This window comes from Pseudomonas vranovensis (assembly GCF_040438935.1).
In the GTDB taxonomy this organism is placed as follows: domain Bacteria; phylum Pseudomonadota; class Gammaproteobacteria; order Pseudomonadales; family Pseudomonadaceae; genus Aquipseudomonas; species Aquipseudomonas vranovensis.
In genome coordinates this window covers 3179829-3192442 of record NZ_CP159259.1, presented here as the reverse complement: position 1 = coordinate 3192442, position 12614 = coordinate 3179829, and the positions used below count along the sequence as shown (strand labels likewise).

The 12614-nt window shown below is 61.9% G+C and carries 13 protein-coding genes and 1 other RNA gene; 7 read left to right on the top strand and 7 right to left on the bottom strand.

The genetic code is table 11. From position 1 onward, the window contains the following. Positions 1–28: 28 nt before the first annotated feature. From ffs to recR, 7 genes are all read left to right on the top strand, one after another. Positions 29–125, top strand: an RNA gene (gene ffs / locus ABVN19_RS14835) — signal recognition particle sRNA small type. 273 nt (positions 126–398) lie between these two features. Then, the gene (locus tag ABVN19_RS14830; RefSeq protein ID WP_028945403.1) at positions 399–1481 is read left to right on the top strand and encodes a type I restriction endonuclease; all 1083 of its coding nucleotides are present in this window, start codon (positions 399–401) and stop codon (positions 1479–1481) included. A 355-nt stretch (positions 1482–1836) separates the two neighbouring features. After that, a complete protein-coding gene (locus ABVN19_RS14825) occupies positions 1837–2112 on the top strand; it encodes a hypothetical protein (RefSeq protein ID WP_028945402.1) in 276 nt (91 codons plus the stop codon). Then, positions 2099–2386, top strand: a complete 288-nt coding sequence (locus ABVN19_RS14820; protein ID WP_146117317.1) for a hypothetical protein — start codon at positions 2099–2101, stop codon at positions 2384–2386. The genes ABVN19_RS14825 and ABVN19_RS14820 overlap by 14 nt, the downstream gene beginning before the upstream one ends. A gap of 99 nt (positions 2387–2485) precedes the next feature. Further along, complete coding sequence (dnaX, locus tag ABVN19_RS14815; RefSeq protein WP_105641563.1) at positions 2486–4528, top strand: DNA polymerase III subunit gamma/tau; 2043 nt, start codon at positions 2486–2488, stop codon at positions 4526–4528. Between the two features lie 68 nt (positions 4529–4596). Next, on the top strand, positions 4597–4923 hold the full coding sequence (locus ABVN19_RS14810; protein WP_028945400.1) for a YbaB/EbfC family nucleoid-associated protein: 327 nt from the start codon (positions 4597–4599) through the stop codon (positions 4921–4923). 98 nt (positions 4924–5021) lie between these two features. Continuing rightward, positions 5022–5624, top strand: a complete 603-nt coding sequence (gene recR / locus ABVN19_RS14805; protein WP_028945399.1) for a recombination mediator RecR — start codon at positions 5022–5024, stop codon at positions 5622–5624. 57 nt (positions 5625–5681) lie between these two features. Here recR and ABVN19_RS14800 read toward each other — a convergent pair whose 3' ends face one another. The 7 genes from ABVN19_RS14800 to ABVN19_RS14770 form a co-directional block, all read right to left on the bottom strand. After that, positions 5682–6230, bottom strand: a complete 549-nt coding sequence (locus tag ABVN19_RS14800; RefSeq protein WP_028945398.1) for an adenine phosphoribosyltransferase — start codon at positions 6228–6230, stop codon at positions 5682–5684. Between the two features lie 55 nt (positions 6231–6285). Then, the gene (gene fnrA / locus ABVN19_RS14795; RefSeq protein WP_028945397.1) at positions 6286–7020 is read right to left on the bottom strand and encodes a Crp/Fnr family transcriptional regulator FnrA; all 735 of its coding nucleotides are present in this window, start codon (positions 7018–7020) and stop codon (positions 6286–6288) included. Between the two features lie 155 nt (positions 7021–7175). Next, positions 7176–8558 carry an oxygen-independent coproporphyrinogen III oxidase gene (hemN, locus tag ABVN19_RS14790; RefSeq protein ID WP_105641562.1) on the bottom strand — a complete coding sequence of 461 codons (1383 nt, stop codon included), beginning with the start codon at positions 8556–8558 and terminating at the stop codon, positions 7176–7178. Positions 8559–8642: 84 nt separating this feature from the next. Beyond that, on the bottom strand, positions 8643–9326 hold the full coding sequence (locus ABVN19_RS14785; protein ID WP_028945395.1) for a sulfite exporter TauE/SafE family protein: 684 nt from the start codon (positions 9324–9326) through the stop codon (positions 8643–8645). Next, positions 9319–9531: a cbb3-type cytochrome oxidase assembly protein CcoS gene (gene ccoS / locus ABVN19_RS14780; RefSeq protein ID WP_028945394.1), complete on the bottom strand. Its 213-nt coding sequence runs from the start codon at positions 9529–9531 to the stop codon at positions 9319–9321. The genes ABVN19_RS14785 and ccoS overlap by 8 nt, the downstream gene beginning before the upstream one ends. 12 nt (positions 9532–9543) lie before the next feature. After that, a complete protein-coding gene (locus ABVN19_RS14775; RefSeq protein ID WP_105641561.1) occupies positions 9544–11997 on the bottom strand; it encodes a heavy metal translocating P-type ATPase in 2454 nt (817 codons plus the stop codon). 70 nt (positions 11998–12067) lie between these two features. Then, positions 12068–12607, bottom strand: coding sequence for a FixH family protein (locus tag ABVN19_RS14770; protein WP_105641560.1), 540 nt, complete (start codon positions 12605–12607; stop codon positions 12068–12070). Positions 12608–12614 lie beyond the last annotated feature (7 nt).

The following is a 12614-nucleotide window of genomic DNA, read 5'->3' as shown; positions in this document are numbered from 1 at the left end:
GCCAGATGAGCATGCGTTATGGTGGCCCCATCGGTCCCCCCGCAACGATCAACCGTGAACCCGGTCAGGCCTGGAAGGGAGCAGCCGCAGCGGTGACATTGTGTGCCGGGGTGTGGCTGGTGGGGCCGCCACCTATCTCTAAGTCCTTGATTATAAAGGGCTTATCTTGCTCAAAATCTCGAAGTGGAGCAGTGCTTAGGTGAACCTGAGTGGTGCATCTTACCGAGCATTCTAGCTTTCTCCGACCATCTCTCCAATATGCTTTCTCCATCGGGTTGATCCTGGTACTGGGCGTCCCTCGCGCATCTGCTGATTGTCGGTGTTTGGCCTAGAGTGATTTGCAATTGCCAGTACTGCGGGCTGCTACTAGGATGTGGCATCCGAGCGAGGAGCGAGATATGGAATTCGTAGAGCGACTGAACGCGTTATCAGCCAAAATCCGCCAGCAGGGTCCGGCAATCCAGACGGAAGAGGCGACCAAGATCGCTTTTGTCATGCCCTTCATCAACTCCGTCCTGGGCTACGATGTCTTCGACCCTTCTGAGGTGACGCCAGAGTACGTATGCGATGTGGGGACGAAGAAGGGCGAGAAGATTGACTACGCCATCATGAAGAATGGGGAAATCCAGATTCTGATCGAGTGTAAGAAGATTGGAGAGCCGCTGCACATCAATCACGCCAGCCAGCTCTTCCGGTATTTCCACGTAACCAGCGCTCGCATTTCGATCCTCACCAACGGTCAGGTATACCGCTTCTTCACTGACCTCGATGCTCCCAACAAGATGGATGAGAAACCCTTCTTGGAGCTGGACCTTCTGGACATCGATGAGCATGCTCTACCTGAACTTCAGAAGCTGACCAAGTCCGCATTCGACGTTGATTCGATCATCAGCGCTGCGGGCGAACTTAAGTACGTTGGGCAGATCAAGAAAGAGATGGCTACTCAGTTCAGTCAGCCTAGTGATGACTTTGTGAAGTTCTTCGCTACTCGTGTATACGATGGAATCATCACGCAAAAGGTCAGGGAGCAGTTCACTACCTTAACCCGGAAGGCGGCAATTCAGTTCCTGGGTGATCAAGTTAATGATCGCCTAAAGTCCGCAATGAGCGGGGCTGTTGAGCCCTCATATGCTATGGCTGCTGTCCAGCCTGCTGCGGAAAGCGAGTCGGTTGATGAGACTGGAGAAGATCGAGTCCAAACGACACTTGATGAGTTGGAGGGCTTCCATATCGTCAAGGCAATAGTCAGGGCGGTTGTGGATGCCAAGCGAATCGTTCATCGCGATACTCAAAGCTACTTCGGTGTTCTGCTAGATGACAACAACCGCAAGCCGATTTGCCGACTTCACTTCAATCGTAGTCAGAAGTACATAGGCATCTTCGATGCTGAGAAAAACGAGACACGCCATCCAATCGCTTCTGTGGATGATATCTACGGATTTACGGAGCAATTGAGGGGGACTATCTCGTTATACGAGTAGGCACTTGTTGCTCGCACTCTAGACTCTAAATCTAGGGTGCGAACCCTTTCAAAGCTGGTGTCGTTGTGGCTAGACAATCCGAGTTACGCTCTTCGGCTACCTACGGCAGCGCCAGCACCTTTGTTTCGATGTCGGTGAGTAAGCTAATGCGCTCCTGCCGCAATTTAAGTGCCACACGTCAATGGCAATCCCTGCTGCGATAAGTCACAGGCGTTTGACTTGCATTGTCCCATCGAAGGCTTTCGGAAGGGCGGTTGCTGCGTTGTGTCGCGCCAGCATGTCTGGGGCTGTAGGTTAGTGATCCGGCTGGCGAAAGGCGGGTATTGAATCTTCTCAGGCTGCAACTGAGGGTGGGTTGGCGGGCGAGCTTTTTCGACTGGCTGACTACCTCGAACTGGCTCGCAATGGTCCGATACAAGCCTTCAGTTCGCTTGAGATCCGGGTACAGGCGCTACAAAGCCTGCGCGCTGCACTGCAGATGCCGGCGCCGACACAGTTGCTTGGTTTTGCCCGGTCTCATCTCAATCTGCAGCGGTTGATTGATTATGTCAGCGAGCAGTTTGTGCTCCAGCCGGATCTGAGGATTCGTCATCGTGAAGTGATGTCGACACTACCGTGTGGCTCTGCATGAACGTCTGGCGTTGCCCGGGGTGCGTCAGCACCTCAGGCCAGATGGTTTTACCTTGACTGAGCAGCAGGTCAGCGCCGCTGAGTCATACCTACAGCAGCGCGCTCACCGGCAGCGGATGCGCGAGGCGCACTTGCCGGAGGCAGAGCGTGCACGCTGCGAGCAGGCGCGCCAGCAACAGCAGGCCGGTGATGAGCAGGCGTTGCTGATGCAACTCACCCGAGAAGCACTGGGCCTGCCTTTTGATCCTCTTACCGCGCCGCGTCGGGGAGTTTAACGCGCATGGCGAAGTAGCGGCAGCGATGGGCGGGGTGCAATTTTGCCCCCGCTCCGCTACGATTAGCGGTCTTCAGCTTGCCAGTCGCGACGGTTTTCGATGAGTTATCAGGTTCTTGCACGTAAATGGCGTCCGCGCTCGTTCCGCGAAATGGTCGGCCAGACCCATGTGCTCAAGGCCTTGATCAATGCGCTGGACAATCAACGCCTGCACCATGCCTACCTGTTCACCGGTACCCGCGGCGTGGGCAAGACGACCATTGCGCGGATTATCGCCAAGTGCTTGAACTGCGAGACCGGTATCACCTCTACCCCGTGTGGAACGTGCTCGGTGTGCCGGGAGATCGATGAGGGCCGCTTCGTCGACCTGATCGAAATCGACGCCGCCAGCCGCACCAAGGTCGAGGACACCCGCGAACTGCTCGACAACGTGCAGTACGCACCTAGCCGCGGGCGCTTCAAGGTCTACCTGATCGACGAAGTCCACATGCTCTCCAGTCACTCGTTCAACGCCCTGTTGAAAACGCTGGAAGAGCCGCCGCCCTACGTCAAGTTCATCCTGGCGACCACCGACCCGCAGAAGTTGCCGGCGACCATCCTGTCGCGCTGCCTGCAGTTTTCCCTGAAGAACATGACGCCGGAACGGGTGGTCGAGCACTTGAGCCATGTGCTGGGTGCCGAGAACGTTCCGTTCGAAGACGATGCCCTGTGGCTGCTCGGCCGTGCGGCCGATGGCTCCATGCGCGATGCCATGAGCCTGACCGACCAGGCCATTGCCTTCGGTGAAGGCAAGGTGCTGGCCGCCGATGTGCGGGCCATGCTCGGTACCCTGGATCACGGCCAGGTCTATGGTGTGCTGCAGGCACTGCTCGAAGGCGACGCCCGCGCACTGCTCGAAGCGGTAAGGCATCTGGCAGAGCAGGGTCCCGACTGGAATGGCGTGCTGGCCGAGATGCTCAATGTGCTGCACCGCGTGGCCATTGCCCAGGCGCTGCCCGAGGCGGTCGACAACGGTCAGGGTGACCGTGACCGCGTGTTGGCCCTGGCCCAGTCCCTTCCCGCTGAAGACGTACAGTTTTACTACCAGATGGGCCTGATCGGCCGTCGCGACCTGCCGTTGGCGCCAGACCCTCGCGGTGGTTTCGAGATGGTGTTGCTGCGCATGCTGGCATTCCGGCCTGCCGATACCGATGACGCACCGAAACCGGTACTAAAGCCGGTGGGGATCAGCCAGGCCACAGCTGATTCTGCAAGTACGGTGGCAGCGGCCACCGTGGCTGCGCTTGCGGTGATTGCTGCGCCGGTTGTCGAACCCGAGCCGGTTGCCCCGCCGCCAGTAGCAGAGTCGGAACCAGAGCCAGAGCCAGAGCCAGAGCCCACGTCGGTTGAGCCCCCGGTACAAGCGCCTGAGCCTGTGGTCGACCTGCCGTGGAACGACCCGGTAGAGACGCCGACTGCCGTTGAGCTCGAGCCAGAGCCTGAACCTGACGCCCCGGCGCCACAACCTGAACCGGTTGCGGCTGTCGTTCGCGAGGAAGCGCCGGCGCACGATGACAGCATCAGCTACAGCCCGGCCGGCATGGACCGCGACGACGAGCCGCCGCTGGATGAGGACTATTACGAACCGGAAATGGACCCGGCCAGCTACAGTTACCTGGATGAGCTGGCGATCGAGCATGTACACGAGGCTGCTCCTGTCGTGGAGCCCGAGCCGCTGCCAGCCGCCCAACCGGCCACCGGCCTGGCGCTGCAATGGCTGGAATTATTCCCACAGTTGCCGATCTCAGGGATGACCGGCAGTATCGCCGCCAACTGTACGTTGATGGCCGCCGAAGGCGATGACTGGCTGCTGCATCTGGACCCGGCCCATAGCGCCCTGTTCAACGCCACCCAGCAACGGCGCCTCAACGAGGCCCTGAACCAGCATTTCGGGCGTACGCTCAAGTTGTCCATCGAGCTGATTCGTCCCGAGCAGGAAACCCCGGCCCAGGCGGCATCGCGCAAGCGTGCCGAGCGCCAGGGCGAAGCTGAGGCGTCGATCCAGGCCGATCCGCTCATCCAGCAGATGATTCAGCAGTTTGGTGCCATGGTCCGACACGATACCATTGAGCCTGTAGACGCCCAGGTAGCACAGGGCGAATGACCGAATAACTAAAGCAGCCCGGGCCAGGCCCGCGCCGCACCCCGTAACTCTTATTTGAGGTGATCCCCATGATGAAAGGTGGCATGGCCGGCCTGATGAAGCAGGCCCAGCAGATGCAGGAAAAAATGGCCAAGATGCAGGAAGAGCTGGCCAACGCCGAAGTGACTGGCCAATCGGGCGCTGGCCTGGTCAGCGTGGTGATGACCGGTCGTCATGACGTCAAGCGCATCAGCCTGGATGACAGCCTGATGCAGGAAGACAAGGAAGTGCTCGAGGACCTGATCGCCGCGGCCGTCAACGATGCCGTGCGCAAGGTCGAGCAGAACAGCCAGGAGAAAATGGGCGGTATGACCGCTGGCATGCAACTGCCACCCGGTTTCAAAATGCCGTTCTAAGGCAACCCTTGTGGTACCCACGGTGGGAGCACAGCTGTGAAGCTGTCGCTCCCATCGTCGTTTTTCTCGTGCTTTATTGATATTCAGGCTAATTGACCATGAGCTTCAGCCCCCTGATTCGCCAACTGATCGATGCCTTGCGTACCTTGCCCGGTGTCGGCCAGAAAACCGCTCAGCGTATGGCGCTGCAGTTGCTTGAGCGCGACCGCAGCGGCGGCCTGCGCCTGGCCCAGGCCTTGAACCAGGCCATGGAAGGCGTCGGCCATTGCCGCCAGTGCCGGACCCTCACCGAGCAGGAACTGTGCCCCCAGTGTGCCGACACGCGCCGAGACGACACGCTGCTGTGCGTGGTCGAAGGGCCGATGGATGTGTATGCGGTCGAGCAGACCGGCTATCGCGGTCGCTATTTCGTACTCAAGGGGCACCTGTCGCCGCTGGATGGCCTTGGGCCTGAGGCGATCGGTATTCCGCAGTTGATGGCGCGTATTGAAGAGCAGGCCAGCTTCACCGAAGTGATCCTGGCCACCAACCCGACAGTGGAAGGTGAGGCGACGGCCCATTACATCGCCCAGTTACTGGCCGACAAAGGCCTGGTTGCCTCGCGCATTGCCCACGGGGTGCCGTTGGGCGGGGAGCTGGAACTGGTGGATGGCGGGACCCTGGCGCATTCTTTTGCCGGGCGCAAGCCGATCTCGTTGTGAATGCAATCGCGGGGCAAGCCCGCTCCTGCAGTAGGAGCGGGTTTGCCCCGCGATGTATTAGAGCTCGCTCAACGAAAACGCAGTCAGGCAAAAAGTCGGCACGCCCGCATCATTCAGCCGCTTCGACCCATCCAGCTCCGGCAGGTCGATGATCGCGGCAGCCTCGAACACTTCGGCGCCCATGCGCCGTACCAGCTTGGTGGCTGCCAGCAAGGTACCACCCGTGGCGATCAGGTCATCGAACACCAACACCGAGTCGCCTTCGCACAGGCTGTCGGTGTGTACTTCGAGGAAGGCTTCGCCGTATTCGGTCTGGTAGCCTTCGGCGATCACGTCGGCTGGCAGTTTGCCTTGCTTGCGAAACAGGATGAGGGGTTTGTTCAGTTGGTGGGCGATGATCGAGCCGATCAGGAAGCCGCGGGCGTCCATGGCACCGATGTGGCTGAATTCGGCCTCGACATAACGCTCGATGAAGGCGTCTGCCACATGGCGCAGGCCTCGTGGCGACTGGAACAGCGGAGTGATGTCGCGAAAGATCACGCCTGGTTTCGGGAAGTCCGGGACCGGGCGGATCAGGGCTTTGAGGTCGAAGGGTTCGCTGTGCATGAGGCGGGTATCCTGAAAAACGAATGCCCGCCAGTATACCCTTTATCCTGCTGGCTCAGCTGTCCAGCGAGCCACCGGCCAGCGCACACAGCTGGATCGGATCGAGGATATGGATTTCCTTGCCTTCGGCAGAAATCAGGCCATTTTGCTGGAAGCGGGTGAACACGCGGGAAACCGTTTCCACGGCCAGGCCCAGGTAGTTGCCGATCTCGTTGCGCGACATGCTCAGGCGGAACTGGTTGGCCGAGTAGCCACGGGCACGGAAGCGCGCCGAGAGGTTGACCAGGAAGGTGGCGATACGCTCGTCCGCGGTTTTTTTCGACAGCAGCAGCATCATTTGCTGGTCGTCCCGAATCTCGCGGCTCATCACTCGCATCAATTGCCGGCGCAGTTGAGGCAACTGGACCGACAGCTCGTCGAGGCGTTCGAACGGGATCTCGCAGACCGAGGTGGTTTCCTGGGCCTGGGCCGAGACCGGGTAAGCTTCGGTGTCCATGCCGGACAGGCCGACCAGCTCGCTGGGCAGGTGGAAGCCGGTGATCTGTTCTTCGCCGCCGTCGCTCAAGCTGAAGGTTTTCAGGGCGCCGGAGCGCACCGCGTAAACTGAGCCGAAGTTGTCACCCTGGCGGAACAGAAACTCGCCTTTCTTCAACGGTCGCCCGCGTTTGACGATTTCATCCAGTGCATCCATGTCTTCCATGTTCAACGACAATGGCAGGCATAGAGGCGCCAGGCTGCAATCCTTGCAGTGGGCCTGGTTGTGAGGGCGCAGTTTAACTGGCTCGGACATTTCTTCATTCCTTGTGGGAAAGCACACATAAGCCGTAAGGGTAACTCAGGGCATGGGGTTTCGGCCAGTCTGTGCCGGGTAAGGCGTGCTGGCAGAGGTGCGGTTTATCGTCCGACCTCACTAAACATAGTGTGCTTTACAAGGAATTCTGTAAATCAGATGACCCGTGAGAATCGCTGCTGGCTGTGCATGCCCAGGTAGGCGTCGAACGCCATGCAAACCGAGCGTACCAGCAGCCGTCCGGCAGGCAGCACCTCGATGCCCTTGGCACTGAGGTAGATCAGGCCGTCTTTGTGCATGGCTTGCAGTGCGGGCCACTCGTCCTTGAAGTAACCGCGAAAGTCGATGGTGAAGGCCTGTTCGATGGTGTCGAAATCCAGCTCGAAATGGCAGATCAGTTGCTGGATCACAGCACGGCGCAAGCGGTCGTCAGCGGTGCAGACCAGGCCACGACTGGTGGCCAGCTGGGCGCTGAGCAGCGAGTTCTGGTACGTGTTCAGGTCGCTGCTGTTCTGGCAGTAGAGGTCGCCGATCTGGCTGATGGCTGAAACGCCAAGGCCGATCAGGTCGCAATGGCCGTGGGTGGTGTAGCCCTGAAAGTTGCGTTGCAGTGTCGACTCTTCCTGGGCAATGGCCAGTTCGTCATCAGGGAGGGCGAAGTGGTCCATGCCGATGTAGCGGTAGCCGGCGGCAGTCAGTTGCTCGATGGTCCGCTGCAGCATTTCCAGTTTGGCGGCCGGTGCGGGAAGGTCGTTGCTGTCGATGCGTCGTTGGGGCATAAAGCGTTCCGGCAGGTGCGCATAGTTGAACACCGACAGGCGATCCGGTTGCAACTTGATGACTTCATCCACCGTGCGGGCGAACCCGTCGGGGGTTTGCTTGGGCAGGCCGTAGATCAGGTCGAGGTTGATCGAGCGGAACTGCAGGGTACGTGCAGCTTCAATGATCGCGCGTGTCTGCTCCAGGCTCTGCAGGCGATTGATCGCCCGTTGCACGACAGGGTCGAGGTCTTGCACGCCGAGGCTGACTCGGTTGAAACCCAGCTCGCGCAGCAGGCCCATGGTCGACCAGTCGGCTTCGCGAGGGTCGATTTCGATGCCATAGTCGCCGGAGTCGTCATCCAGCAGGTTGAAGTGCTGGCGCAGGTACGCCATCAGGCGCCGCAGTTCGACATGGCTGAGAAAGGTCGGGGTGCCACCGCCAAAATGCAGTTGCTCGACAGTTTGTTTAGGGTCCAGGTGGCAGGCGATCAGCTGGATCTCCTGCTCCAGGCGCTGCAAGTAGGGCAGGGCGCGGCCCCGGTCCTTGGTGATGACCTTGTTGCAGGCGCAGTAGTAGCAGATGTTGGCGCAGAACGGCACGTGTACATAGAGCGACAGCGGGCGCACGGCGCGGCGGCTGTCACGCAGGGCGTGCAGAAGGTCGAATGAGCCGACTTCGCTGTGCAGTTGCACGGCGGTTGGGTATGAGGTGTAGCGTGGACCTGCCAGGTCGTAACGACGGATCAGGTCAGAGTCCCAACGAAGTGCGTCGAGCATGTGGGCGGTCCCCGGATAAAGCAGCTAGTGTCCGGAGTCTAGGGAGTTGGGCACAATTGCGTGTTGATTTGTATCAACGCGGCTTCAGTGGCCCATAAGCCAGTGCTGGTGCGGCCCGGGCAGGGTCCAGAGGCCGAACAGGATCACCAGCAGTCCACCGGCAACCCGGACGCCGCGTTTGCGCAGCAGTGCGCTGGTGCGCTCGGCGGCAAGCCCTGTGGCCAGCAGCACCGGCCAGGTACCCAGGCCGAAGGCGAGCATCAGCAGGGCGCTGTCGACGGCATTGCCCTGGCTCGCCGCCCACAGCAGGGTGCTGTAGACCAGGCCGCAGGGCAGCCAGCCCCACAGCGCGCCCAGCAGCAGGGCGCGGGGCAGGCTCGACACGGGCAGCAGGCGGTTGGCCACAGGCTGGATGTGCCGCCACAGGCCGCGTCCCAGGGCTTCGATGCGGGTCAGGCCGCTCCACCAGCCGGCCAGGTACAGGCCCATGCAGATCAACAGCAGTGCTGCGACCACGCGCATGCCCAGGGCCACCGGGCTGTTGGCCACGGCCCAGCCAGCCAGGCCCAGCAGCAAGCCGGCCAGGGCGTAGCTGAGGATGCGTCCAAGGTTGTAGGCCAGCAGCAGACGAAACCGGCGACTGCGCTGTTCCTTGGGAATGGCCAGGGTCAGGGCGCCCATCAGGCCGCCGCACATGCCCAGGCAGTGACCGCCGCCCAACAGGCCCAGAATCAGCGCCGAGCTGAGCAGTGGGAGCAGTTCAAGCACGGGGTGGGGCGCCGTCGTCGGGTTTCTTGCCGTCGGCTTCGTCCATGGCGGCGGTATGCTGAGGGTCCTGGTCATCGAACAGGATGCTGTGGGCCGGGCCGTCGAGGTCGTCGTACTGGCCGCTGTCCACCGCCCAGAAAAAGATGTACACGGCGATGGCGACGATCAGCAGCGCGGCGGGAATCATGACGTAGAGCGCGGGCATGGTGACTCCTGATCAGGCCGTGGCAGGGTGTGAGGTGCTGGCCGGCGCACCCGTGGCGGCCTGGCCGCTGAGCCGGGTAAGGCGCAGGGCATTGAGCACCACGATCAGCGAGCTGACCGACATGCCGACCGCGGCCCAGACCGGTGTGATCCAGCCCAGGGCGGCGAAGGGCAACATGAGGCCATTATACAGCCCGGCCCAGAGCAGGTTCTCGATAATGATCCGCCGCGTGCGGCGCGCCAGGCTGAAGGCCTGGACGAGAGCATCGAGACGGTTGGACAGCAGCACCGCGTCGGCGCTGGTCTTGGCAAGGTCGGTCGCAGAGCCCATGGCAATGCTGATGTCGGCGGCGGCCAGCACCGGCACATCGTTGACCCCGTCGCCCAGCATCAACACCTTGCGGCCCTGTTGCTGCAACGCCTTGAGTTTTTCCAGCTTGTCATCCGGGCGCAGCCCACCAATGGCCTCGTCGATCGAAAGCTCCGCGGCCACGCTCTGTACCATCGGCGAGCTGTCGCCAGAGAGCAGCAGGGTGTGCCAGCCACGTGCGCGGCAGGCAGCGAGCAGGTCGGCGGCGTCGCTGCGCAAGCGGTCATCCAGCACCAACCATGCGAGCGGCCCCGAAGTATCACCCAGCAGCAGCCACTGGCCGGGCTCATCGGGCATGGAAGGCGCTGTGTCGCCACTCAGGGCGCAGACAAAGCCGGGCTCGCCAATGCGCAGGCGTTGGCTCTGTACCAGGCCCTCGAGACCCAGGCCAGGCTCGGCATGAACTTCTTCGGCGGGGATGCTGGCGCGGCCGAAGGCGCGCGCGATCGGGTGTTCGGAGCGGTTTTCAAGGGCGGCGGCGAGCATCAGGCACTGGTCGGCGTCCTGCTGGCCCAGCGGACGGATGCTGCGCAAGGTCAGGCGCCCTTCGGTCAGGGTGCCGGTCTTGTCGAAGATCACCGTGTCGATCTGGTTCAGGCCTTCCAGCACGTGGCCACGGGTCAGCAGCAGGCCGAGCTTGTGCAGGGTGCCCGTGGCGGCAGTGAGTGCGGTCGGAGTGGCCAGCGACAGCGCGCAAGGGCAGGTGGCGACCAGCATGGCCAGCACAATCCAGAATGCCCGTGACGGATCCAGCTGCCACCAGAGCAGGCCGATGGCAGCGGCGGCGACAAGGGAAAACAGCAGAAACCACTGCGAGGCGCGGTCGGCGATCTCGGCCAGTCGCGGCTTTTCCGACTGGGCGCGCTCCAGCAGGCGGACGATGGCCGACAGGCGGGTGTCCTGGCCCAGAGCCTGCACCTCGACGGTCAATGCACTCTCGACGTTCAGGGTTCCAGCGGTAACCGCATCGCCGGCGCGGCGCGGCTGTGGCAGGTATTCGCCGGTCAGCAGCGATTCGTCGACACTGGACTGGCCGCTGACGATACGACCGTCGGCCGGTACTACATGGCCCGGCTGAATCAACACGCAATCGCCCAGCTGGAGCTCACGCAGCAGGATGCGCTCGCTCTGACCGGCTGCGCCCAGGCGCAGGCAGGACGCCGGCAACAGGTTGACCAGCTGTGCCGTGGCGGCGGCGGTGCGCTCGCGGGCGCGGCGCTCAAGGTAGCGGCCAGCCAGCAGGAACAAAGCGAACATGCCCACGGCATCGAAATACAGCTCGCCACTGCCGGTGATCGCCGTCCAGATGCCAGCGCCATAGGCCAGGCCGATGGCCAGCGACACCGAGACATCCATGGTCAGGTGGCGGGTGCGCAAGTCGCGGGCCGCGCCGCGGAAAAACGGCGCACAGCTGTAGAACACGATAGGCGTGGTGAGGAACAGCGCGACCCAGCGCAGGATCGTGTGCAGCTCGGGGCTCAGGTCGATGTTGAATTCCGGCCAGGTGGCCATGGTCGCCATCATGGCCTGGAACCATAGCAGGCCGGCGACGCCCAATTGGCGCAGAGCGGTGCGGTTCTCGTTGGCCAGTTGTTCGGCGGCGCGGTCGGCCTGGTAGGGGTGGGCGGCGTAGCCGATGTGGCGCAGCTCGGCGAGCAACCGGGACAGCGGCAATTGGCTGTCGGCCCAGTTGACCTGCAGGCGGTGGTTGGACAGGTTCAGGCGCGCCTCGGCAACGCCGGGCAAATTGCGCAGGTGCTTTTCGATCAGCCAGCCGCAGGCGGCGCAGCTGATGCCTTCGATCAGCAGGGTGGTTTCAGCCAGTTCGCCACTGTGGCGCACAAAGGGCTTTTGCACGTCGGCGCGGTCATACAGGGCCAGTTCATCGACCAGTTGCTGGGGCAGGGCCTCGGGGTTGGCGCTGGCTTCGCTGCGGTGCTGGTAATAACTTTCCAGGTTGCCGGCGACAATGGCTTCGGCCACGGCCTGGCAGCCAGGGCAGCAGAACTGCCGGGGCTGGCCGAGTACCACGGCGGTGAAGTGGCTGCCGGCAGGAACGGGCAGGGCGCAGTGGTAGCAAGGCGTGGGCGAGGTCATGGTGGTCGGTCGTTTGTTTTTTGGAGGGAGGGATCGCGGGGCAAGCCCGCTCCTACCGGCGGGGCGTCCCTCAATTCTCGTGGTGTTCAGCCCCTTGCAAGGCTTCGTCGCCCAGCTGCAGGGTTACCCCGTGCGCGACTTTCTCTTCCTCGAACAAGCGCCATACCTGTTGGTTCTCGCTGCCCAGCAGTTCGACAAAACGACGACCATCAACTTGGTCGGTCAACTGGCCCAGGTAACGTCCGGCCTCGCTTTCGCTACGGGCCAGGATCACCCGGCGGTCTTTTTCCGGCTGGGTCGGCGAGATCAGGTTCAGTTCCAGGGTCTTTGGCTGGCTGTTGCCGGTCAGGCGCAGGTCGACTTCACCGGTCAGTTCGTCCAGGTGGATGCTGGCCTTGAGCTTGAGAGTCTGGGCCAGCAGTTCACGGTCCAGGGAGCGGTTGATGCCTTTGCCGGCCTCGTAGTAGTTGTCGTTGACCAGGTTGTCCGGGTTGTTCACCGCAATGGTCACCATGGTCAGGCTCAAGGTCACCGAGGTGGCCAGCACCCCGATGATAATCCAGGGCCAGAGGTGCTTGTACCAGGGGCTGGCGGCAGTTGCAGAAGGCATGGGCGCA